The sequence below is a fragment of the Salipaludibacillus neizhouensis genome (assembly GCF_002886185.1).
Taxonomy (GTDB): domain Bacteria; phylum Bacillota; class Bacilli; order Bacillales; family Salisediminibacteriaceae; genus Salipaludibacillus; species Salipaludibacillus neizhouensis.
The window spans coordinates 2,410,841-2,431,680 of sequence record NZ_KZ614146.1 but is presented as its reverse complement, the minus strand read 5'-3'; the positions used below and the strand labels follow the sequence as shown (position 1 = coordinate 2,431,680).

At 37.8% G+C, this 20,840-nt stretch carries 21 protein-coding genes; 20 read left to right on the top strand and 1 reads right to left on the bottom strand.

Annotated features, from left to right (window positions below; genetic code table 11):
* Nucleotides 1-2: 2 nt before the first annotated feature.
* The 19 genes from spoIIIAF to spo0A all read left to right on the top strand — a co-directional run bounded on the left by spoIIIAF (nucleotide 3) and on the right by spo0A (nucleotide 18,246).
* Nucleotides 3-656, top strand: a complete 654-nt coding sequence (gene spoIIIAF / locus CEF18_RS11445) for a stage III sporulation protein AF (RefSeq protein ID WP_183040891.1) — start codon at nucleotides 3-5, stop codon at nucleotides 654-656.
* Nucleotides 649-1,326: a stage III sporulation protein AG gene (gene spoIIIAG, locus CEF18_RS11440; RefSeq protein WP_223292288.1), complete on the top strand. Its 678-nt coding sequence runs from the start codon at nucleotides 649-651 to the stop codon at nucleotides 1,324-1,326. The genes spoIIIAF and spoIIIAG overlap by 8 nt, the downstream gene beginning before the upstream one ends.
* Nucleotides 1,323-1,937: a SpoIIIAH-like family protein gene (locus CEF18_RS11435; RefSeq protein WP_110936592.1), complete on the top strand. Its 615-nt coding sequence runs from the start codon at nucleotides 1,323-1,325 to the stop codon at nucleotides 1,935-1,937. The genes spoIIIAG and CEF18_RS11435 overlap by 4 nt, the downstream gene beginning before the upstream one ends.
* Before the next feature lie 318 nt (nucleotides 1,938-2,255).
* Nucleotides 2,256-2,579: a hypothetical protein gene (locus CEF18_RS11430; RefSeq protein WP_110936591.1), complete on the top strand. Its 324-nt coding sequence runs from the start codon at nucleotides 2,256-2,258 to the stop codon at nucleotides 2,577-2,579.
* A gap of 206 nt (nucleotides 2,580-2,785) precedes the next feature.
* The gene (accB, locus tag CEF18_RS11425; protein WP_110936590.1) at nucleotides 2,786-3,307 is read left to right on the top strand and encodes an acetyl-CoA carboxylase biotin carboxyl carrier protein; all 522 of its coding nucleotides are present in this window, start codon (nucleotides 2,786-2,788) and stop codon (nucleotides 3,305-3,307) included.
* A gap of 12 nt (nucleotides 3,308-3,319) precedes the next feature.
* Complete coding sequence (gene accC, locus CEF18_RS11420) at nucleotides 3,320-4,684, top strand: acetyl-CoA carboxylase biotin carboxylase subunit (protein WP_110936589.1); 1,365 nt, start codon at nucleotides 3,320-3,322, stop codon at nucleotides 4,682-4,684.
* A gap of 11 nt (nucleotides 4,685-4,695) precedes the next feature.
* Entirely contained in the window at nucleotides 4,696-5,106 is a 411-nt protein-coding gene (locus CEF18_RS11415) for an Asp23/Gls24 family envelope stress response protein (RefSeq protein ID WP_407690395.1), read from the top strand.
* Nucleotides 5,107-5,386: 280 nt separating this feature from the next.
* The gene (gene nusB, locus CEF18_RS11410) at nucleotides 5,387-5,788 is read left to right on the top strand and encodes a transcription antitermination factor NusB (RefSeq protein WP_110936587.1); all 402 of its coding nucleotides are present in this window, start codon (nucleotides 5,387-5,389) and stop codon (nucleotides 5,786-5,788) included.
* A 40-nt stretch (nucleotides 5,789-5,828) separates the two neighbouring features.
* Nucleotides 5,829-6,680, top strand: a complete 852-nt coding sequence (gene folD, locus CEF18_RS11405; RefSeq protein ID WP_110936586.1) for a bifunctional methylenetetrahydrofolate dehydrogenase/methenyltetrahydrofolate cyclohydrolase FolD — start codon at nucleotides 5,829-5,831, stop codon at nucleotides 6,678-6,680.
* A gap of 12 nt (nucleotides 6,681-6,692) precedes the next feature.
* Nucleotides 6,693-8,045 (top strand): exodeoxyribonuclease VII large subunit, encoded by a 1,353-nt coding sequence (gene xseA, locus CEF18_RS11400; protein ID WP_110936585.1) that lies wholly within the window; start codon nucleotides 6,693-6,695, stop codon nucleotides 8,043-8,045.
* Between the two features lie 11 nt (nucleotides 8,046-8,056).
* Nucleotides 8,057-8,290 (top strand): exodeoxyribonuclease VII small subunit, encoded by a 234-nt coding sequence (locus CEF18_RS11395; RefSeq protein WP_110936584.1) that lies wholly within the window; start codon nucleotides 8,057-8,059, stop codon nucleotides 8,288-8,290.
* Nucleotides 8,291-8,308: 18 nt separating this feature from the next.
* Nucleotides 8,309-9,184 (top strand): polyprenyl synthetase family protein, encoded by an 876-nt coding sequence (locus CEF18_RS11390; protein ID WP_110937671.1) that lies wholly within the window; start codon nucleotides 8,309-8,311, stop codon nucleotides 9,182-9,184.
* A 697-nt stretch (nucleotides 9,185-9,881) separates the two neighbouring features.
* Complete coding sequence (locus CEF18_RS11385) at nucleotides 9,882-10,496, top strand: hypothetical protein (protein ID WP_110936583.1); 615 nt, start codon at nucleotides 9,882-9,884, stop codon at nucleotides 10,494-10,496.
* A 9-nt stretch (nucleotides 10,497-10,505) separates the two neighbouring features.
* Complete coding sequence (gene dxs, locus CEF18_RS11380; protein WP_110936582.1) at nucleotides 10,506-12,395, top strand: 1-deoxy-D-xylulose-5-phosphate synthase; 1,890 nt, start codon at nucleotides 10,506-10,508, stop codon at nucleotides 12,393-12,395.
* Between the two features lie 3 nt (nucleotides 12,396-12,398).
* A complete protein-coding gene (locus tag CEF18_RS11375) occupies nucleotides 12,399-13,211 on the top strand; it encodes a TlyA family RNA methyltransferase (RefSeq protein ID WP_110936581.1) in 813 nt (270 codons plus the stop codon).
* Between the two features lie 161 nt (nucleotides 13,212-13,372).
* Nucleotides 13,373-13,822 (top strand): transcriptional regulator AhrC/ArgR, encoded by a 450-nt coding sequence (gene ahrC, locus CEF18_RS11370; protein WP_110936580.1) that lies wholly within the window; start codon nucleotides 13,373-13,375, stop codon nucleotides 13,820-13,822.
* A 32-nt stretch (nucleotides 13,823-13,854) separates the two neighbouring features.
* Nucleotides 13,855-15,579, top strand: coding sequence for a DNA repair protein RecN (recN, locus tag CEF18_RS11365; RefSeq protein WP_110936579.1), 1,725 nt, complete (start codon nucleotides 13,855-13,857; stop codon nucleotides 15,577-15,579).
* Between the two features lie 167 nt (nucleotides 15,580-15,746).
* Entirely contained in the window at nucleotides 15,747-17,027 is a 1,281-nt protein-coding gene (gene spoIVB, locus CEF18_RS11360; protein ID WP_110936578.1) for a SpoIVB peptidase, read from the top strand.
* Between the two features lie 421 nt (nucleotides 17,028-17,448).
* Nucleotides 17,449-18,246 carry a sporulation transcription factor Spo0A gene (gene spo0A, locus CEF18_RS11355; protein WP_110936577.1) on the top strand — a complete coding sequence of 266 codons (798 nt, stop codon included), beginning with the start codon at nucleotides 17,449-17,451 and terminating at the stop codon, nucleotides 18,244-18,246.
* Nucleotides 18,247-18,323: 77 nt separating this feature from the next.
* Here the strand turns inward: spo0A and CEF18_RS11350 are convergent, their stop codons facing one another.
* A complete protein-coding gene (locus CEF18_RS11350; protein ID WP_110937670.1) occupies nucleotides 18,324-18,563 on the bottom strand; it encodes a DUF2627 domain-containing protein in 240 nt (79 codons plus the stop codon).
* A gap of 179 nt (nucleotides 18,564-18,742) precedes the next feature.
* Between CEF18_RS11350 and CEF18_RS11345 the strand changes: the two genes are divergently transcribed.
* On the top strand, nucleotides 18,743-20,809 hold the full coding sequence (locus tag CEF18_RS11345) for a sigma 54-interacting transcriptional regulator (protein ID WP_110936576.1): 2,067 nt from the start codon (nucleotides 18,743-18,745) through the stop codon (nucleotides 20,807-20,809).
* The last annotated feature ends 31 nt before the right edge of the window (nucleotides 20,810-20,840 follow it).

The window sequence follows — 20,840 nt, the reverse complement described above, 5'->3', positions numbered from 1 at the left end:
GAGTGGCACTTATAAACAGTTGGATAGCAAATATCATATTGTTGATTTTATTTGCTACTATTTTAGAGTTAATGTTACCTAATTCATCTACTCACCGTTACGTCAAGCTTGTTATAGGGTTAATGATACTTGTAGCAATGCTGCAACCAGTTATCTCTATTTTCCAAGAAGATCCAGAAAAAGTTTTAGAAGAACTTGTTCAATTTGAAACTGGAGTCGAAGAAGATCAATCAATTCTTAAAGAATTAGAAAAAACAGATATAGAATCAGAATCACTTGCATATATTTCTGAAAAAGTGGCTGTCCAACTAAAAGCTGATGCAGAAACTTTTATGCTAGAGGAGTTTGACAAGCAAATAGTTTCGATCGAGGTTTCGTTTGAAGCATTGCATGCAACAGAAGAAACGGACAATCTTAATAATCTTCATGTCATCCTCGAAGATTCACAAAAGATTCAAGTGGATGAGGAAAGTAAGAATAACGAGATTCATGTGGAGCGGATTGAAATTAAACGGGACTCTGAAAGTTTCGAGACAGAGGCAGCAGAAGAGGAATTGGAGGGACAAATCCAAATGATAGATCGTCTTTCAGAAATATGGCAAGTACCAGTAGAAAAAATAACAATTCAAGATAAAGGAGAGAGCCTCGTTGATTAAAAAACCTAACCCAAAATCATTGTTCGCCTCCTTTTCTTTAAATAATAAAGGAAAGAAAGTCCGACTAACTTATCTCGTTGTATTAGTATTTCTAGGAGTCACTTTTATGCTCTTAGGCAGCTTTTTTCAAAACGATGACCCGTCACAACCTTCCATGTCTCTTGAAACGGAAGAACTTGAGGATAAGGAGGGAGAAGATATCGAGCCAGTTTTCCGATCAGGCGATAAGGAGCAGGATCAAGATCCAGAACAAGATGAAAAGCATGAGAGACATTTAGAAGATCAATTGAAAAATGCATTAGAACAAATGAAAGGGGTAACGAACGTTTCTGTTATGGTAACTGTTTCTGGGACTGAAACACATATTTTCGAAAAAAATACACAGTCGAAAGAACAGCAGACAGAGGAGACGGATCGTGAAGGGGGGACAAGAGACGTAAGGGACTCCACGAAGGACGAAGAAGTTGTGATCATACGCAATGGTGATAAAGAAGAACCGCTTCTCGTTCAGTCGAATAAGCCGGATATTAAAGGTGTTTTGATTGTGGCAAACGGTGTAGACAATATTCAAGTAAAGACATGGGTGGTAGAAGCTGTAAGTAGAGTGCTTGATATACCATCACACAGAGTATCTGTCATGCCAAGAAAACAAAAGGAGGATACAACATGATTTTAAAAAGACAAACGGTGTGGTTATTGACGATGTTAAGTTTAATTATTGTACTGTCTGTATATTATATTTCAATGGATCGAATTGAAAACCAGCAAGCATCCATTGAAGAGGTAGAAGAAGTTAATTCGATAGAGGATATGGATCTAGATAAACTAACGGACGAGTTGGAGATAGAATGGTTAGAAGGCGATGAAGAAACATTTATCGAGTTAGAAGAGGCAGAAGATGTTATCGGAAATGTTTCCGGTGATATGAGTGCAGCAGAAATGTTCGATACGATTAAGTTACAACGGCAAGATGCGCGCAGCAAGTTAAATGAAGAGTACGTTAGCGTGATAGCAGCTGCAGAAACCAATCCGGAGATTCAAGTAGAAGCAATGGAAAAAGTGGAATCACTTCAAAAAATGTCACAGCAAGAAGAAATGGTAGAAACGATTATTCGTTCGCAGGGATATGAAGATGTTCTTGTTATGTCTGATGAAAACCAGGTTAACATTTACGTTAGAGCAAATGAGCTATCTAAAGAAGAGGTTGTAGAAATTAACCAGTTAGCTTATGAACACTTAGGCATAGAGACAGTGCGCGTAGGATTTCAACCAGGTAATTAAAGGAGGAGCTATATGCTCCTTTTTTTTTTCGAAAAGAGGTGTTTTGCATCCGCTCTAGGCGGACGCTTTCCACGGTCAACTTCTTCAGCTATTGCTTTTCCCGAGTCACCACCTTCGCTACTTCGATCTTTTTAAAAAATATAAAGGTTAAGAAGGCATTTTTAAAAAAGAGGGTGCGTTTTTCTTTGTTTATATAGGTATATAATTAAAGCGGAGTATGAAATAATAGTAATACATGATTTTTACTTTCAGTGGTGGTATAATACCCTATTGTAATCATTTATGGAACAATATGCTTTACAGAGGGAGAGATTTTTAATGGAATGGTCCGAGTTAACTGAGGGTGCGAAAGCAGTTTTGGAACAAACTAGAAACATAAAAAATGATAAAATCCAAATTGTAGAATTTGAAGTTGGTTTTGTTCAAACGGAAGAAGAAGCAGGAGATGGAGAACCTGTATCCATCAAGGAAGAAGATTACCAGAGTTTAAAGAAATTCGTGGAAGAGAATAACTATGGAGATAAGTATCATATGGCAAAAAATAAAAATATCGTCAAACTAATTTTATTAGTAGATGAGAAAATTCCGGATAACTTATCAGACTTCCCAATATTTCGTGACTATAAAAACACAGCTGAATAATTGCACTGATTAAACCTTCCTCGCCATGGCTAACCTTCGAAGGAAGGTTTTTTATCTGTTCAATTTATACATAGGACCAGAAAAAAAGGTTCCCTTTTAGTCTTTTTTAAGGTAGCATATTTTTTAGGACTAAGTCATAAAAAAAACTGCAATTATAAAATTAACTTTTATTTATATGATGAGAAAAAAAGAATGGAGTGGAAGGAATGTTGAAGATTCAAGAAATTCGTGAACTAATTAAGTTAATTGATGAATCTAGCATTAATGAATTTAAATTTGAGCAAAATGGCTCTAAAGTAACGATGAGAAAAAACATCTATGGAAAAATGCAGTCGTCGCAGGTGAATGACGAAGCAAATTCAAGGGTGATTTCCCAGGAATCATCAGAGGTCCAATCTGAGAGGCCACCAGCTACTGATTCGGACAGCGAGCAACAGTCCCTAGTAATGGGTAACGAAGAGGAAAAATCCGTAAATACAAATGCTGGTTTACATACGATTACATCACCAATGGTCGGAACATTTTACGAGGCCGCATCACCTGACTCTCCAGTTTACGTTAAGTCAGGCGATCAAGTAAATAATGAGAGTGTTGTTTGTATTATCGAAGCCATGAAACTTATGAATGAAATCGAGGCGGAAATAAAAGGGGAAATCGTAGAAGTTCTCGTAGAAAACGGACAACTAGTTGAGTATGGGCAAGAACTTTTCTTAGTGAAGCCTGAATAGGAGATGACAGCAATGTTAAAGAAAATTCTTGTAGCAAATCGGGGAGAAATTGCTGTTCGAATAATTCGAGCGTGTAAAGAACTGAATATAAAAACAGTTGCCGTTTTTTCTGAGGCTGACCACGACGCGCTTCATGTAAGAATCGCGGATGAAGCCTATTGTATTGGGCCTGTTTCTTCCACAGACAGTTATTTAAATTTCACGAATATCATGAGTGTGGCCACATTAACAGAAGTAGACGGTATTCATCCTGGATATGGTTTTCTTTCTGAAAATGCCGACTTTGCGGAAATTTGTGGGGCGTGTAATATCACTTTTATTGGTCCAAGTCCTTGGGCAATTAATCAAATGGGTACAAAGGATGTAGCCAGGACTACAATGGAAAAAGCAGGTGTTCCCGTTGTACCGGGTTCAAAGGGGATCATTCAGTCTCCTGAAGAAGGTGCCAAAGTAGCCGGAAGTATTGGTTACCCTGTTATCATCAAAGCCACAGCAGGCGGCGGAGGAAAAGGGATTCGGGTAGCACGTAATGAAGACGAACTTCATAAAGGAATATCGATTACGCAAAAAGAGGCACAAGCCAACTTTGGTAATCCAGGTGTTTACTTGGAAAAGTATATAGAAGATTTCCGTCATGTCGAAATACAAGTATTAGCGGATAATTACGGAAATGTCATTCATCTTGGTGAAAGAGATTGTACCATTCAGCGCAGGTTGCAGAAGTTGGTAGAAGAAAGTCCGTCCCCGGCCCTTGATGAAAAAATCAGAGAACAAATGGGGGAAGCTTCTGTTAAAGCTGCTGAAGCAGTAGAGTATACAGGCGCTGGAACTATTGAATTTATTTACGATCACCATCAGAAGAACTTCTATTTCATGGAAATGAATACCAGGATCCAGGTAGAGCATCCCGTAACCGAAATGGTAACTGGCATTGATTTAATTAAAGAACAAATCTTAGTTGCTTCTGGTAAAAAGCTTTCCTATACTCAAGAGGAAGTAAGATTTGAAGGCTGGTCGATGGAATGCCGGATAAACGCGGAAAACCCTAGCAAGAACTTCATGCCATCACCTGGCAAGATTGAAATGTACTTGCCTCCTGGCGGTTTAGGTGTAAGAGTTGATAGTGCAGTTTTTCCAGGTTATACTATTTCACCTTATTACGACTCGATGATCGCTAAAGTCATCACTTATGGAAAAGATCGCGATGAGGCAATGGCAAAGATGAAACGAGCACTAGAGGAATTTATCATAGAAGGTGTCCATACGACGATTCCTTTTCATTTACGTTTGTTAGATCATGATGTATTTAAGGGTGGGGATTTCAACACGAAATTCTTGGAAACATATTCGATAATGACAGAGGATCCTAACGAATAAAGGAGGAATTTATGATGTCGGAAAATAAGGTCGTTCATATGGCAGAAGATAACAATGGATTAGGCAAAATAGAAATTTCGCCAGAAGTTATCGAAGTTATAACGGGCTTGGCTGCGTTGGAAATTGAAGGTGTTGGAATGCTGCGGGGTAATTTTGCTTCCGGTGTTGCAGAGCGATTCGGAAGAAAAAGTTCTCATGGCAAAGGAGTAAAAGTAGACCTTAAGGACGCCGGGGTATCACTTGAGGTTTATGTTATTACTAATTACGGTGTCTCCATTCCTGATGTTTGCCAAAAAATGCAAGAAAATATTATTCAAACATTGAAAAATATGATCGCGATTAAAGTACTGCAGGTAGACGTTCATGTCGTAGGAGTGCATTTCGAAGGCAAAGGCGATCTTGAACCTAGCAAGAAAGATTAAGGACTCTAAGCCAAAGATAATCTTTGGCTTTTTCTTATTTTAATATTGTTTAAGTAAACCTTGTTCTTCTGGGAAAAACTCGAAGAAGCTTCGAGTTGTCTCGACGGATGCAAAATAATTGCCTCAAGATACATGATAACCTTGTATCACTCCTGTTTTCCAACGGGAAGTTATGCTATGATTTAGAGTGGATAAAAATAGAATAACTCCTCATAAAAAGGGGAGGATGTATGTAGTTTGTTTAATCAAACTAGCAAGATATAAAAGGAGATAGAAAATCATGAACCGCAGATTAGCAAGAATTAGAACGATACAAGCACTTTACCAAGTTGAAATGACAGATATTGATCCTTCTATGGCAATCGAATCCGTACTGGAAAAGGGGGACAAGCAAGACGATTTTTTAGATTCACTCGTCAATGGAACGTTAAAGTATACGGATGAAATCGATTCGTTTCTCCATGGTGCATTAGAGCATTGGTCCCTTGAGAGGATTTCGAGAATAGAGAGGGCTATTTTACGAATGGCTGTGTATGAAATGAAGTATGTAGACGATATTCCGATAAATGTAAGTTTAAATGAGGCGATTGATTTAGCAAAAGGTTTTATCGGCGAAGAAGAATCAGGGAAATTTGTAAACGGAGTTCTCTCAAATGTAGCGAATGTGTTGAAAAACTCATAATACCAATAAATCAGTAAGACCATTAAAAGGGGGATTTTTGATGTCAGCAACGATTATTTCCGGAAAAGAATTAGCAGCACAAAAAAGGCTAGAAATGAAGAAAGAAGTTGAAGTGTTAAAAGAAAAAGGAATGACGCCTGGTTTGGCAGTGATCCTTGTAGGAGAAGACCCAGCTTCACAATCCTATGTAAAAGCAAAAGCAAGAGCTTGTGAAGAAACAGGAATCCATTCTGAATTAGACATTGTACCCACGTCAATTTCCGAGGAAGAATTACTAAAGAAAATTGAAGATTTAAATATGGCATCTCATATACATGGTATTCTTGTTCAACTACCTTTACCAGATCATATATCGGAGAAAAAAGTGGTGGAGACGATTAGTCCGGATAAAGATGTAGATGGTTTTCATCCAATAAATATCGGTAGAATGATGACGGGACAAGATGCATTTTCCCCTTGTACACCTGCTGGAATTATTGAAATGGTTAAATCCAAAAGTATTGAAATTGAAGGGAAACATGTTGTCGTAGTTGGACGGAGCAATATTGTCGGGAAGCCTGTCGGTCAACTGTTTTTAAATGAGAATGCAACAGTAACCTATTGCCATTCCCGGACAAAAAATATGCAAGAAATTACGACATCAGCAGATATTCTTGTAGTAGCTGTAGGACGGGAAAACTTTATAAATGGTGATTACATAAAAAAAGGTGCAGTTGTGATAGACGTTGGGGTAAACCGAAACAGTGCTGGAAAACTTGTCGGAGATGTGGAATTCGAAACGGCAAAGGAAAAAGCATCCTATTTAACTCCTGTTCCAGGTGGAGTAGGTCCAATGACGATAACTATGCTGCTTCACAATACAATTATTTCTGCCCGAAGATTAGTAAACTAAGGGGTTTTACTGATGACTGAGAATTTTTTAAGCGTAAGTGCACTGACTAAAAAAATTAAACAACTCGTGGATCAGGATTCCCAGTTACAAAATGTTTGGTTACGGGCGGAAATCTCTAATTTTAAGCGTCATAGTAGGGGCCACATGTATTTCACATTAAAAGATCCTAACTCTAGAGTGCAATGCGTGATGTTTGCAGGACATAATCAATATTTGAAATTCCTGCCGGACAACGGTATGAGCGTGCTAGTCAGAGGAGATATTTCTATTTATGAACCGTTCGGACAATATCAATTTTATGTGAAAGAAATGCAACCAGACGGTATCGGTAATTTGTATTTAGCGTTTGAAGACTTAAAACGACGTCTGGATATGGCAGGGTATTTTGCAGAGGAAAATAAAAAATCTCTTCCGAAAATGCCGCAATCTATTGCAGTAATAACTTCACCCACAGGAGCTGCTGTAAGGGATATTATTACGACATTAACTCGCCGTTACCCGTTAGTAAAGGTCACATTATTACCTGTCCTCGTTCAAGGGCCAGACGCTCCTGCTTCGATCACAAGGGCAATCATTCAAGCCAATGAAGCGAATAGGTTCGATGTTATCATTGCTGGACGGGGTGGAGGGTCAATAGAAGAATTATGGGCCTTTAATGAAGAAAGTGTTGCAGAGGCGATTTTTCGATCAACTGTCCCCGTCATTTCTGCTGTAGGTCATGAAACAGATATTACAATCAGTGATTTTATAGCAGATTTACGAGCACCAACACCTACAGCAGCGGCAGAACTTGCTGTACCGAATATCCAAGATTTATTAACTACTATTTTTGAACGTAAAGCTAGATTAATTCGAGTAATGGAAGCTAAACTTACACAAAAGCGAGAACGGCTTGCCTCGTTAGATAAATCCTATGCTTTTCGGTATCCAAAGCAATTAGTTGAACAAAAAGAGCAGGAACTAGATCGGTTACAGGATACTCTGAAGCGGGAGTATGCTCGTTTAATAGAAAGATACAAAGAGCAAACTCTATCTTGGGAAAGGCGATTATCGTCTCTTCATCCTCAAGAGAGAATCAAAAAGGAGTTAGATCGTCTCGCTCTTTCTGAGAATGCTGTAAAACGAGGGATGACTGAAGTTATGAAAGAAAAAAGGCATCAATTGTCGATACAAATATCTAAATTAGAACTTTTAAGTCCATTAAAACTAATGGATAGGGGTTACAGCCTTGTATATAATGAAGACAACAAGTTAGTGAAACATATGGAAGAAGCACCGTTAAAAACTTCTCTGACTGTTCAGTTACAAGATGGTCAGCTTGTTTGCAGAGTTGAAAACCACGTGAAGCGAAGCGAAAATTCATAGGAGGCGGGAACATGGCAGAAGAGAAAAAGCAATCATTTGAGCAATCAATGAATGATTTGGAAAATATTGTAGAAAAATTAGAGCAAGGTGATGTACCTCTTGAAGAAGCAATTACGATGTTTCAAGAAGGGATGAAACTATCAAAGAATTGTCACGATCGTTTACAGCATGTAGAAAAACAGATGACTGAAGTTTTGTCTGAGGACGGGGAAATCAGTACATTTGATATAGAAGAGGAGAAGTAAACCGTGAAATCACAAGCAATGATAGAACACTTTTTTCTTGAAGAACGCCAGCATATTGAAGCTAGACTTAAAAGTATAGTCGAGACTCTCACAGGACCGCAATCTCTATTAGATGCGATCGATTATTCTCTTCAGGCTGGCGGTAAAAGGATACGACCGATTTTGTTGCTAGCAACTTTGCAAGGATTAAATAAGCCCTTGCAACTAGGCTATGATGTAGCCTGTGCGATTGAGATGATTCATACGTATTCCCTCGTTCACGATGATTTACCGGCAATGGATGACGATGACTTACGAAGAGGGAAGCCGACAAATCATAAAGTTTTTGGTGAGGCACTGGCAATATTAGCCGGTGATGGTCTACTCACTCATAGTTTTAATATAATATCCAGATTAGAGGATATTTCTGATGCTACTAAGATTCAATTGTTGCAACGAATATCAGAAGCTGCAGGACCATCCGGAATGGTAGCAGGACAAGTAGCTGATATGGAAGGAGAAGGTAAAATTCTTTCCCTTGATGAACTTGAACAAATACATCATCGAAAAACAGGTGACTTACTAGGAGTTTCTTTGGAATGTGGTGCGATTTTAGGTTCAGCGTCAATGGAAACAATTGCTGAATTAAGCGCTTTTGGTAAACATATTGGATTGGCGTTTCAAATAAAGGATGATGTGTTAGATGTTGAAGGTGATGAAGAAAGTATTGGAAAGCCTGTAGGCAGTGATGCAGAAAGTGATAAAAATACTTACCCAAGCATACTCGGACTCGAAGAAGCTAAAGAAAAACTAGATTATCATATAGATGCAGCAAAATCGCATTTAAGTAACTTGCCTTATGAGTTTGGCCTTTTAGAAGAGATCGCAGACTTTATAAAAAACAGAACAGCATAATTGGAAATCATTCGCAAAGTTGCTAATGATAATTATTGTCTGTTTTAATCATCTCATGCTATAATAACTTAAGAGAGTGGTGCAGTATTCTAGTCGGTTCTACTTTCTCGAAGGCGGGTCTAAAAATCCGCTAAAGGGCATATCGATGAAGTTCCTAGTCTTGGCTTGAGGCGCCCAGCTTTGGGTCCTGACTGGGAGTAAAGGTTGTAGGGCGATCCACAATGGCATGTGGGCGATGACCCTGCAGCCGCGGAGGCCCTAGCATGTGGGTTCGTTATATGCGTTACCTATGTGTTAGGGTATGAACCTGCTTTGCGGATGGGGATCCGTGAGCAGCGTAGCCTGCCTTGAGTGGAGATAGAGGGGATTATGGTTGCTAGGTTGTAAATGGAATCATCCATATGAAATCTTCTCTGCAAAAGAGGATAGAGATTGTTTTAAGAGCTGTTGGGGAAAACTCCTAGACTGTTCTACTTGACATTTAAAGAGGATTATAGTGTGTTCTAAGTGGTAATCCAGTCTGACGTATGGCGACAACGGCAAGGTGAGTTTAAAGGGAAACCGTCATAGCGGCGACGCTGTGATACTCGCTTGGGAAAACCAACTGGACCTATGACACAGTTTTTACTCTTTGAATGACCACTCCTTACATATAAATCATAGATATTATGAGTAACTTGAAAGTTTGGATTAGATTATGAAAGAATCTGTGAAGAAATCATTAAACTGGAGTCTGATAATAGCGGCTGTCACTTTGGTGCTGGCGGCTATTTTTTCCGTTGTCTCAACAGCTGTTTTAAGTGGTGTTAATTGGGGAATTGGAATGGTCATTGTTTTATTGATTGTATTATTAGGGGTGTTATCTGATACTATAGGGGTAGCGGCAACTGCTGCTAATGAAAGACCCTTTCATGCAATGGCTGCTGAAAAGCTTCCAGGAGCTAGACATGCCGTTTTGATTACACGGAATGCAGACAGATTTTCTAACTTCACAAATGATGTAATCGGTGACATTGCTGGTATTATAAGTGGTACAGCTTCCGCGTATGTTGTCCTGCAACTGGCATTACAAATGGGACACACGGATGGCAGCTCTGTTCAGTTTGGAATTTCAATATTATTTACTAGTATAGTTGCAGCACTAACTGTCGGCGGTAAATCAGTTGGGAAAACAATAGCGATAACTTTTTCGACAGAAATCATCTATCAAGTGGGTAGATTATTTTACTTAATAGAGGTAAAATTGAAAATAACAATATTTAAAGGAAAGAAGCGTAAAAAAAAGAATACCAATAATAATAAGAGAAAGTGAGGGTTTTTCTTGGATTTGCTAAGCATAAAAGAACCTACATTTTTAAGAGAATGCAGCAATGAAGATCTAGAAGACCTTGCTGAAGACATTAGAAATTTTTTAATAGAAAATTTATCTGTTACTGGTGGACATTTGGGTCCTAATTTAGGAGTAGTGGAACTTACCATCGTTCTGCACCAATTATTTGATAGTCCTAAAGATAAATTTCTATGGGACGTTGGTCACCAAGCTTATGTTCATAAAATTCTAACGGGTCGAGCAGATCAATTTGATACATTAAGACAATACAAAGGACTTTGTGGATTCCCTAAAAGTTCTGAAAGCAAGCACGATGTTTGGGAAGCGGGACACAGTTCGACGTCTCTTTCTGCTGCCATGGGTATGGCATTAGCTAGAGATCTTAAAGGTACTGATGAAACAGTCATACCAGTAATCGGAGACGGTGCACTGACCGGAGGAATGGCGTTGGAAGCGCTTAATCATATTGGTCATGAGCAAACAGATGTTGTTGTTATTTTAAACGACAATGAAATGTCGATTGCGCCGAACGTTGGGGCTCTTCATTCGATGTTAGGCCGGATGAGAACAGCGGGGAAATATAATAAAGCTAAAGAAGAGCTGGAAATGCTAATTAAAAAAATACCAGCCTTTGGGGGTAGACTTGCAGCAACTGCTGAAAGAGTAAAGGATAGTTTAAAATATCTGCTTGTTTCCGGAATGTTTTTTGAGGAAATGGGGTTTACTTACTTAGGTCCAGTTGATGGTCATGATTTAGATGATTTAAAGAAAAATATTACCTATGCTAGAAAAACAAAGGGACCTGTTCTCGTTCATGTTATCACGAAAAAGGGTAAAGGGTATGCACCTGCTGAAAATGATGCAAAAGGAACTTGGCACGGGTTAGGGCCGTATAAAATTGAATCAGGTGAAGTAGTTAAAAAACCTGGTCCTCCAAGTTATAGTGGAGTTTTTACCGACACCCTTAAACGTATTGCAAAAGATGATGAGAGAATTGTCGCGATCACTGCAGCGATGCCAGGTGGTACCGGTTTGGACAAGTTCGCTAAAGAATTCCCTGGCCGTATGTTTGACGTTGGGATAGCAGAACAGCATGCAACAACAATGGCAGCCGGGCTTGCAACACAAGGGATGAAACCGGTGTTTGCTGTATATTCAACGTTTTTACAGCGAGCTTATGATCAATTAGTTCATGACGTATGCAGACAAAATCTAAATGTCTTTTTTGCGATAGACAGAGCAGGTTTGGTCGGTGCGGACGGGGAAACACACCAAGGTGTGTTCGATATCTCGTATTTACGGCATTTGCCAAACATGAAAATTTTAAGTCCAAAAGATGAAAATGAAATGCAACATATGATTTATACAGCAACACAGTATGACGGTGGACCTATCGCAGTAAGGTACCCTCGTGGCGGTGGATTCGGCGTTCATATGGATAAAGAGTTAAAGGTTCTTCCGATAGGGAAGTGGGAAAATCTAAAAGAAGGAACAGATTTATCCATTTTAGCCTTTGGAACAATGATTCCTGTTGCGATGGAAGCCTCAGAAATTCTGACGAAATTAGGAATTAATGTAGAGGTTGTCAATGCGCGTTCCATTAAACCACTCGATGCAGAGAAGCTAAAAGAGTTAGCTGATAATAATCGTCCTATACTGACGTTGGAAGAAACAGCGTTATTAGGAGGTTTTGGCAGTGCAGTGCTGGAACATTATCATGAGAACCATTACCATACGATGGTAGTTGAAAGAATGGGAATTCCTGATCGTTATATTGAACATGGAAGTGTTCCAGAATTATTAGAGGAAATAGGGTTAACGGCATCAAACGTTGCGGCTACTGTTCAACAGATTTTACCAAGAAAGAGGCAACGGGCATAACAGATGAAGAAAGAACGAATTGATGTATTATTAGTAGAAAATGGACTTGTGGAAACAAGAGAAAAAGCAAAACGAAATGTTATGGCCGGACTTGTTCTAGCTAATGGGGAACGCATAGATAAGCCAGGTGCTAAAGTTGCAGTTGATGCTGAACTTAAGTTGAAAGGTCACGCGATCCCATATGTAAGCCGGGGTGGATTAAAGCTCAAGAAAGCCATTGAAGTATTTGAATTGGATCTTCAGGATAAGATTGTGTTGGATATTGGAGCTTCCACTGGCGGCTTTACGGATTGTTCTTTACAAGAAGGTGCACGTCTCGTATATGCGCTCGATGTAGGTTACAATCAGCTTGCATGGAAACTTCGAGAGGACAGCAGGGTGGAAGTCATGGAACGGACAAATTTCCGTTACGCGACTAAAGAAAATTTTACAAAGGGTAAGCCAAATTTTGCGACGATTGATGTATCTTTTATTTCAATCAAGTTAATTCTGCCGGTTCTGAAAACAATCATTACAGAAGATGGTCATGTTTCTGTATTAATTAAACCTCAGTTTGAAGCTGGAAGAGATGATGTCGGTAAAAAAGGGATTATTAGAGATAAAAAAATTCATCTGAAAGTAGTTCAAGAAATGGTCGACTTTGCAGAGCAGTTAGGGTTTGTAGTAAGTGGACTTGCACCCTCACCTATAAAAGGAGGAGAAGGAAATATTGAATTTCTCATGCATTTAACATTAGGTGAGAAACGAAATATACCTTTTTCGTCAGATGAGGCGGATGAGGTAGTAAAGGCTGCTCACACTCCAATAAAAGATTAGAAACAGATGTAAGTTAATCTGTTTCTTTTTTATTAGGTGAGAATAAAAACCATTATTTCATATGTTCTTCTCCAAAATTCTAATGTTTATTCATTTATTGTATAAATATAAGTAATCGTTTATAATGAATGAAAGAAAAGAACGGTATTGGAGGAGTATAAGTGAACAAGGGACAAAGACATATTAAGATAAGAGATATTATCGCGAACCAGGAAATAGAAACTCAAGACGATTTAGTGACGCAACTTCGTACGTCAGGTTTTAATGTTACACAAGCAACCGTTAGTCGTGATATTAAAGAATTGCATTTAGTGAAAGTTCCAATGATGGATGGAAGATATAAATATAGCTTGCCATCAGATCAAAGATTCAATCCGTTGCAAAAATTAAAACGTGCACTGATGGATAGCTTTGTATCCATTGATTCTACAAAAAATATGATCGTGTTAAAGACATTACCGGGCAACGCCAATGCTGTTGCTGTTTTAATTGACAATTTAGATTGGCATGAAGTAATGGGTAATATTTGTGGAGACGATACGATCCTTATAATCTGTCGTACAGAAGAAGATGCAGGACCAATCACAGAACGTTTTTTAGGAATGCTTTAAGCGTTTAATGAAAGTTGTGGAGGTGGAAAATTTTGTTAATGGAACTATCCATTCGAAATTTTGCAATTATTGAGGAAACGACAATTTCTTTTGAAGAAGGTTTAACCGTTTTAACAGGAGAAACTGGTGCAGGGAAATCAATTATCATTGATGCAATTGGATTACTTATTGGAGGACGGGGTTCTGTAGATTTTGTGAGGCATGGTTCAAAAAGAGCTGAAATAGAAGGCTTGTTTTCGATAGAAAAATCATCAAATCATGATTTGTTAGTCTTTTTTGAAGAACTGGGAATAGCAGTTGATGAAGAGGAAACAATGGTTTTACGAAGGGAAATTACGAAACAGGGGAAAAGTATATGCCGGGCTAACGGGAAACTAATTACATTAGCTGTGTTAAGAGAAGTTGGCCAATCATTAGTGGATATCCACGGACAGCACGAACATCAAAAGTTACTTCAGACTGACAAACACTTATTATTTCTAGACAGATTTGCAGAAACTTCGCTTCATAATACAAGGACAGAATATGATAAGTTATTTCGACAATTCACCAAGAAGCGAGAACAACTTTTACAATTAAGTGATAATGAACAAAAAATGGCACAAAGATTGGATCTAATACAGTATCAGTTTAAAGAAATAAATGAAGCAGAGTTAATACCAAACGAAGATAAGGAATTATTAGAGGAAAAGCACCGCTTAGATAATAGTGAAGACCTTTACAGAACAGTTCACGGTACCTATGAGTCGCTTTACGGAGATGGAAAGGGATTAGAGTGGGTAATGGCAGCTATGAATCAAATGGAAGAGGCCGCCACGCTTGATCCAGAATTACATAATCTTCATGAATCGATCGCTAACTCTTATTATATGTTAGAAGAGGCTTCGTTTTCTTTAAGGGACTATTATGAGGATATTGCATTTGACCCTAATCGTTTGAATGAAATTGAAGCACGCTTGAGTGAGATTAATCAATTAAAACGTAAGTATGGAGAATCTGTCGATGACATCCTGGAATTTGCAGCTAATTTAGAAGGTGAAATAGATACCCTGACTAATCGTGAACAGCGGGTCGTGCAGTGGGAAGAAGAATTAGTGGCTTTTGCGGAAGATTTGGTGGTTGAGGGAAATCACTTAACCGAAATAAGAAAGTCTGAGTCAAAAAAACTTAAAGCTGCAATCCAGAAACAACTAGAGGATTTATATATGAAAGATACGGTATTCGAAGTTGATTTTTCGAATAAAACAGTACCAGATATGACCGCTCAAAATTTAATAAAGTCTTCACCTTTTCACCGGACCGGTATGGATCACGTTTCTTTTATGGTGGCGACCAATAAGGGTGAACCATTGAAGTCACTAGCAAAAGTTGCATCAGGTGGAGAAATATCTAGGATGATTCTTGCTTTAAAATCAATATTAGCAAGACATGAAGGAGTAACGTCACTTATATTTGATGAGGTTGATTCAGGAGTTAGTGGTCGGGTTGCCCAAGCGATTGCAGAGAAAATATATACGATTTCCCAAGGATCTCAGGTACTGTGCATTACGCATTTGCCTCAAGTAGCGGCAATGGCCGATACGCATTTATTCATCTCTAAAGATGAAAAAAAGGGCCGAACGAGCACGAATGTAGATGCATTAGCTTATAGAGAACAGACAGAGGAAATTTCAAGAATGATCTCAGGAGTAGAAATTACTGATTTGACGAGACAACATGCGAAGGAATTGTTAAGTCAAGCCCAAAATATGAAATAATTTTTAAGTTTGTCTATGTATAACACTAGAGCGGTGTAGGATGATAAAACTAACCAAATGAGGTTAGTTTTTTTATTGTTCTCAGGTTATAAATGTGACCGTTCAAGGCAAAATTAGTATTACAGCCATGGTGGAGGTGGAAGGTTTCAAACGAGGAGAGTGAAAAAGTGAGTTATCGCATCATACGAAAGACAGTGGGGATACTTCTCCTTGCAATACTATTCTCTGCTGCATTTTATCCACCTATACAAAACTATGTCCAAATACCAGACGAGGTCGCTGTTTTTGAGGGACAGTCTTTCGAAGTTCCTTCATCAGTCTCCGTATTGAAAATGGACAATGATTCCATTGAAACAGAAGCAGCTTCATCGCAATTATTGACTGGGAAGTCGGCATCAAAAAGTGAGTTGGTCCTGGGCGCTAATGGAATACCCTTCCGCTCAGTTGATGTTACAGTCCATCCTGAACTAAAAGTAATTCCTAGTGGGCAGTCAATCGGAGTTCGTGTTCAAACAAATGGAGTATTAGTAGTAGGTCATCATATTTTGGATACAAATGCAGGAAAGAAATCTCCAGGAGAAGAATCTGGAATACAAGTGGGAGATGCAATTTTAAAAATGGATGGATTAAATATATCGGAAATAAAAGAGATTCAACCATTAGTCCAAAAAGCTGGTGAAAATAATGAATCAATCTTATTTGAAATTAAGCGTGATGGAAAAACGATTGAAAAAAAACTGAAACCTATAAAAAGAGACGATGATGAAAATTATCAATTAGGTCTCTATATACGGGATTCTGCTGCAGGTGTAGGAACGCTAACATTTTACGAACCAAAATCGAAAAAATATGGTGCTTTAGGTCATGTCATTTCGGATATGGAAACAAAAGAACCAATTGAAGTCTCGGACGGAGAGATTATTTATTCGGATGTGACCTCTATAGAAAAAGGACTTACAGGTGAACCGGGAGAAAAACTAGCTAGGTTTTCAAAGGACTCACATATATTAGGGAATATTACCAATAACACGGATTTTGGAATATTTGGCAAGCTTCATGGGGATATAAGAAGTAATCAAAATATGGAACCTATGGAAGTTGGGCTTGCTCAGCAAGTAAAAGAAGGTCCGGCAGAAATTTTAACCGTAGTTGATGGGGAAGAAGTACAAAGATTTGATATTGAAATAGTCAGTAGCACTCCACAAAAGGGTCCTGCTACAAAGGGAATGGTCATTAAAGTTACGGATGAGGATCTCTTGAATAAGACAGGTGGTATTGTTCAGGGTATGAGCGGAAGTCCAATTATTCAAAACGATCGAATAATAGGAGCGGTCACACATGTTTTTGTGAACGATCCATCGTCAGGTTACGGTTGCCATATTGAATGGATGCTTCGGGATGCAGATATATCACTTGATAATAAATCGGAGTTGAACGAAGCAAGTTAAACGAAAATTGGATAGATGGAGTGAAAGGGCACTGAAAAAGGTTGTTTTGAACTTTTTCAGTGCTCTTTTTTGCTGTATTTAAAAGACGGCTATCCGTTTTTCTTACAAGATAATTAATAAAATTATTGGTTATTTAGAAATTGTTGTTTTCGTCGAACGAAGAGGATCGAATCCGAGGTCCGACATTGTCTGCTTTTTTTGGTATAATTAAAATAAAGATTATTCGACAAACGGTGAGAAATCACACTTTTAAAATCGAATGAAGTCGAATAAGGTAGCATTAATGATTAATCAAGAGAATACGTAAGATTTAAGCAAAAAAATCGAAAAAAATTAAAGGGATCGTTAAAGCTCTGTCGAATATGTCAAAGAGGAAGATATAAAACATCCATTACAAATTAAGATCGAGGAGGAAATAATTTTGGAAAAAGTGAAAGTGTGCGTTGCAGATGATAATCGTGAACTGGTGAATTTACTTGAGGATTTCATACAGTCTCAAGAAGATATGGATGTGGTGGGGACTGCATACAATGGTCAAGAATGTTTGGAATTAGTTGAAGAGGCTCAGCCGGATGTACTAATCCTTGATATTATAATGCCACATTTAGATGGACTTGCTGTATTGGAAAAGCTGAATGATCGTCAACTTGAGAAGCGCCCAAATATTATTATGTTAACTGCTTTTGGACAAGAAGATGTAACGAAAAAGGCAGTGGAATTGGGAGCGGCTTACTACGTATTAAAGCCTTTTGATATGGATACATTGATGAATAAAATTAGAGATGTGTCCGGTCAGGGAACACCTTATACAAGAAATTCTATGGCTAATGAATATAAAAGGGAAAATAAACCGATGAATTTAGACGCGAGTATAACAAGTATTATCCATGAAATCGGTGTACCAGCACATATCAAGGGTTATATGTACTTAAGAGAGGCCATTACGATGGTGTATAAAGATATTGAATTGCTCGGTTCGATTACTAAAGTACTCTACCCAGAGATAGCGAAACATTTTAACACTACTGCCAGTAGAGTGGAAAGGGCTATTCGTCATGCGATTGAAGTAGCTTGGAGTCGCGGTAATATTGATTCTATATCTAAAATGTTTGGTTACACAGTAAGTGTATCTAAAGCAAAGCCAACTAATTCAGAATTTATCGCAATGGTTGCTGACAAGTTACGTATTGAACATAATATTAGTACGCATGCAAACTAGGATGATTGTATAGTGTTTCAGTACTTTTTCAATAGCTTAAAAAACATTAAAAAAAGAGCCGAGTGGCTCTTTTTTTTTTACGCTTTTTTTTGAAAGCGCGGTGCTACTTTATTATTTTTTCTGTCCCGATGAAGAATAAATCCTCCAATGAACCAGACTCCGACAACTAAAGCAATAATGCCAACAAAAAATTGTAAGTAGTGTGTTCCATATGGCCAGTTTAATATTTGAAATAATGTATCTCTCATTAATTTAATGCCATACCCGGCAATGAAAATGGGAATTAGTAAAATAACAAGAGCGATAAATCGTTGAATAGTCATGGTTCCAATCCTTCCTAATAGACACTTACTAATCTATTTTATCTGATTATCTCCTTCTAGGCAAACTCTTGAGTAAATATTTTAAAAGAATAAATTGGTGTATAGTAGTGGGGGATAATGAAAAAAATTGCATACCTTAATCAGAAAGAAAGAATTTAAGGAGCTGAATATATATGAAAAAAGTTGTTATCATCGGTGGTGGTAAGGAAGGGACTGCTCTTCTAGAAGTTTTAGCTAAAACCAATCAATTACAGGTTATTGGTGTCGTTGACAAAAATCCTGTTTATCAAGGTGGAAATAAGTGTGAAAGAGCAGGGATTCTTCAATTTGCAAAATGGGAAGTGGCGTTGGAAAAACTTGCTTCTATTGATGTGGTGATAGAAGCGACAGGTGATTATGAATTATTGGAAGAGATACGAAAGTATGTAAAAGATGAACCTGTGACTGTTATTCCAAGTTCAATAGCATCGATTCTATTTTATTTATTAGAAGAAAAAGAAGGATTGATTAAAGAAGTTAAAACTCATAACGAAAAAATAAATAGTATTTTACAGTCAACCCATGATGGAATGATCGCGATAGATATAGAGGAAAAATTTACATTATTAAATAAACGAGCAGAAGAAATAACGGGATTTAGCGAGGAACAAGTATTAGGGGTGAAAATTAATAACATTCTTCGTTCTAGCGAGTTACCGAGAGTATTGAAAACAAAGAAAATAGAAACAAACCGCAAACAGATAATTTCCAAGGACCTTACAATTGTTACAACAAGAGTACCGATGTTTAATGGAAAGGAATTAATTGGTGCATTGGCAGTATTTAAAGATATTACAGAAATTGAAAAAATGGCGGAAGAAGTAACTAGTCTTAAAAGTATTCAAACGATGCTGGAAGCAATTATTCATTCTTCAAATGATGCTATTTCGGTGGTAGATGAGAGCGGTAAAGGGGTAATGATTAATCCAGCCTACACTAGAATTACCGGCTTAACCAAGGATCAAGTAGTAGGGATGCCAGCAAGTACTGATATTTCCGAAGGTGAAAGTGTGCATATGAAAGTTCTTAAGCGCACAGAGGCAATCCGAGGAACAAAAATGAAAGTGGGTCCCCTTCGAAAAGATGTCATCGTAAATGTTGCGCCTGTTATCGTCGACAATCAATTAAAAGGAAGTGTAGCAGTCATTCATGATATGTCTGAAATGCAGGAATTGACATATAAATTGGAAAAAGCAAAACGGATTATTCGAACGTTAGAAGCAAAATATACTTTTAAAGATATTATTGGTGATTCTGCTGAACTTCAATTTGCAATCGAACAAGCGAAACTAGCAGCAATAACACCTGCTACTATTCTTCTTAGGGGGGAAAGTGGCACCGGTAAAGAGTTATTTGCCCATGCGATACATAATGAAAGTAATCGAAAGTATAATAAGTTTATTCGAGTAAATTGTGCCGCTATCTCTGAGACTCTGCTAGAGAGTGAATTATTTGGCTATGAAGACGGGGCATTTTCGGGAGCAAAGCGCGGAGGCAAGAAAGGATTATTTCAAGAGGCGGATCAAGGAAGTATCTTTCTTGATGAAATAGGGGAGGTTTCTGCTAATATGCAAGCAAAACTTCTTCGTGTATTACAAGAGCAAGAAATTGTTCGAGTTGGTGGTACAACACCTATTCCAATTGATGTCCGAATTATTGCGGCCACCAATGTAAATATAGAAATGAAGATGATAAACCAAACTTTCAGAGCAGATTTATTTTACCGTTTAAATAGAATGCCTATTTTTATTCCCTCCTTACGTGAACGGAAGAATGATTTATATAAATTATCCTTGTATTTAATTTCCAAGTTAAACCAGGATTACGGTAGAAATATAGTTGGAATGACAATGGAAGCGTTAGAAAAGCTAATGCAATATGAATGGCCGGGTAATATAAGAGAATTAGAAAATATTTTAGGTAGGGCAATCATCCACATGGGCTACACCGAGCTAAACATTACAGAGGCTCATCTACCCATTTTGTTCAAAGAAGAAATACAACCAAATCATCAACAAGAAACAGTGAATATTGAATTCCAAGAAAAACAAACATTGCAACACATGATGGACAAGCAGGAAGAAAAGATTTTATTAAATGCTTTAAATCATAACAGTGGAAATAAAACAAATACTGCAAAAATGTTAGGTATTTCAATTAGAAATCTTTATTATAAACTTGATAAATATGGAATCAAATAGGCAATAATTTGCGTGCAAATTATTGCAGACA

Coding starts and splice junctions, on each gene's coding strand:
- CEF18_RS11435 (WP_110936592.1), top strand. CDS start 1,323: ATGATTTTAAAAAGACAAACGGTGTGGTTATTGACGATGTTAAGTTTA.
- CEF18_RS11430 (WP_110936591.1), top strand. CDS start 2,256: ATGGAATGGTCCGAGTTAACTGAGGGTGCGAAAGCAGTTTTGGAACAA.
- accB (WP_110936590.1), top strand. CDS start 2,786: ATGTTGAAGATTCAAGAAATTCGTGAACTAATTAAGTTAATTGATGAA.
- accC (WP_110936589.1), top strand. CDS start 3,320: ATGTTAAAGAAAATTCTTGTAGCAAATCGGGGAGAAATTGCTGTTCGA.
- CEF18_RS11415 (WP_407690395.1), top strand. CDS start 4,696: ATGATGTCGGAAAATAAGGTCGTTCATATGGCAGAAGATAACAATGGA.
- nusB (WP_110936587.1), top strand. CDS start 5,387: ATGAACCGCAGATTAGCAAGAATTAGAACGATACAAGCACTTTACCAA.
- folD (WP_110936586.1), top strand. CDS start 5,829: ATGTCAGCAACGATTATTTCCGGAAAAGAATTAGCAGCACAAAAAAGG.
- xseA (WP_110936585.1), top strand. CDS start 6,693: ATGACTGAGAATTTTTTAAGCGTAAGTGCACTGACTAAAAAAATTAAA.
- CEF18_RS11395 (WP_110936584.1), top strand. CDS start 8,057: ATGGCAGAAGAGAAAAAGCAATCATTTGAGCAATCAATGAATGATTTG.
- CEF18_RS11390 (WP_110937671.1), top strand. CDS start 8,309: ATGATAGAACACTTTTTTCTTGAAGAACGCCAGCATATTGAAGCTAGA.
- CEF18_RS11385 (WP_110936583.1), top strand. CDS start 9,882: ATGAAAGAATCTGTGAAGAAATCATTAAACTGGAGTCTGATAATAGCG.
- CEF18_RS11375 (WP_110936581.1), top strand. CDS start 12,399: ATGAAGAAAGAACGAATTGATGTATTATTAGTAGAAAATGGACTTGTG.
- CEF18_RS11345 (WP_110936576.1), top strand. CDS start 18,743: ATGAAAAAAGTTGTTATCATCGGTGGTGGTAAGGAAGGGACTGCTCTT.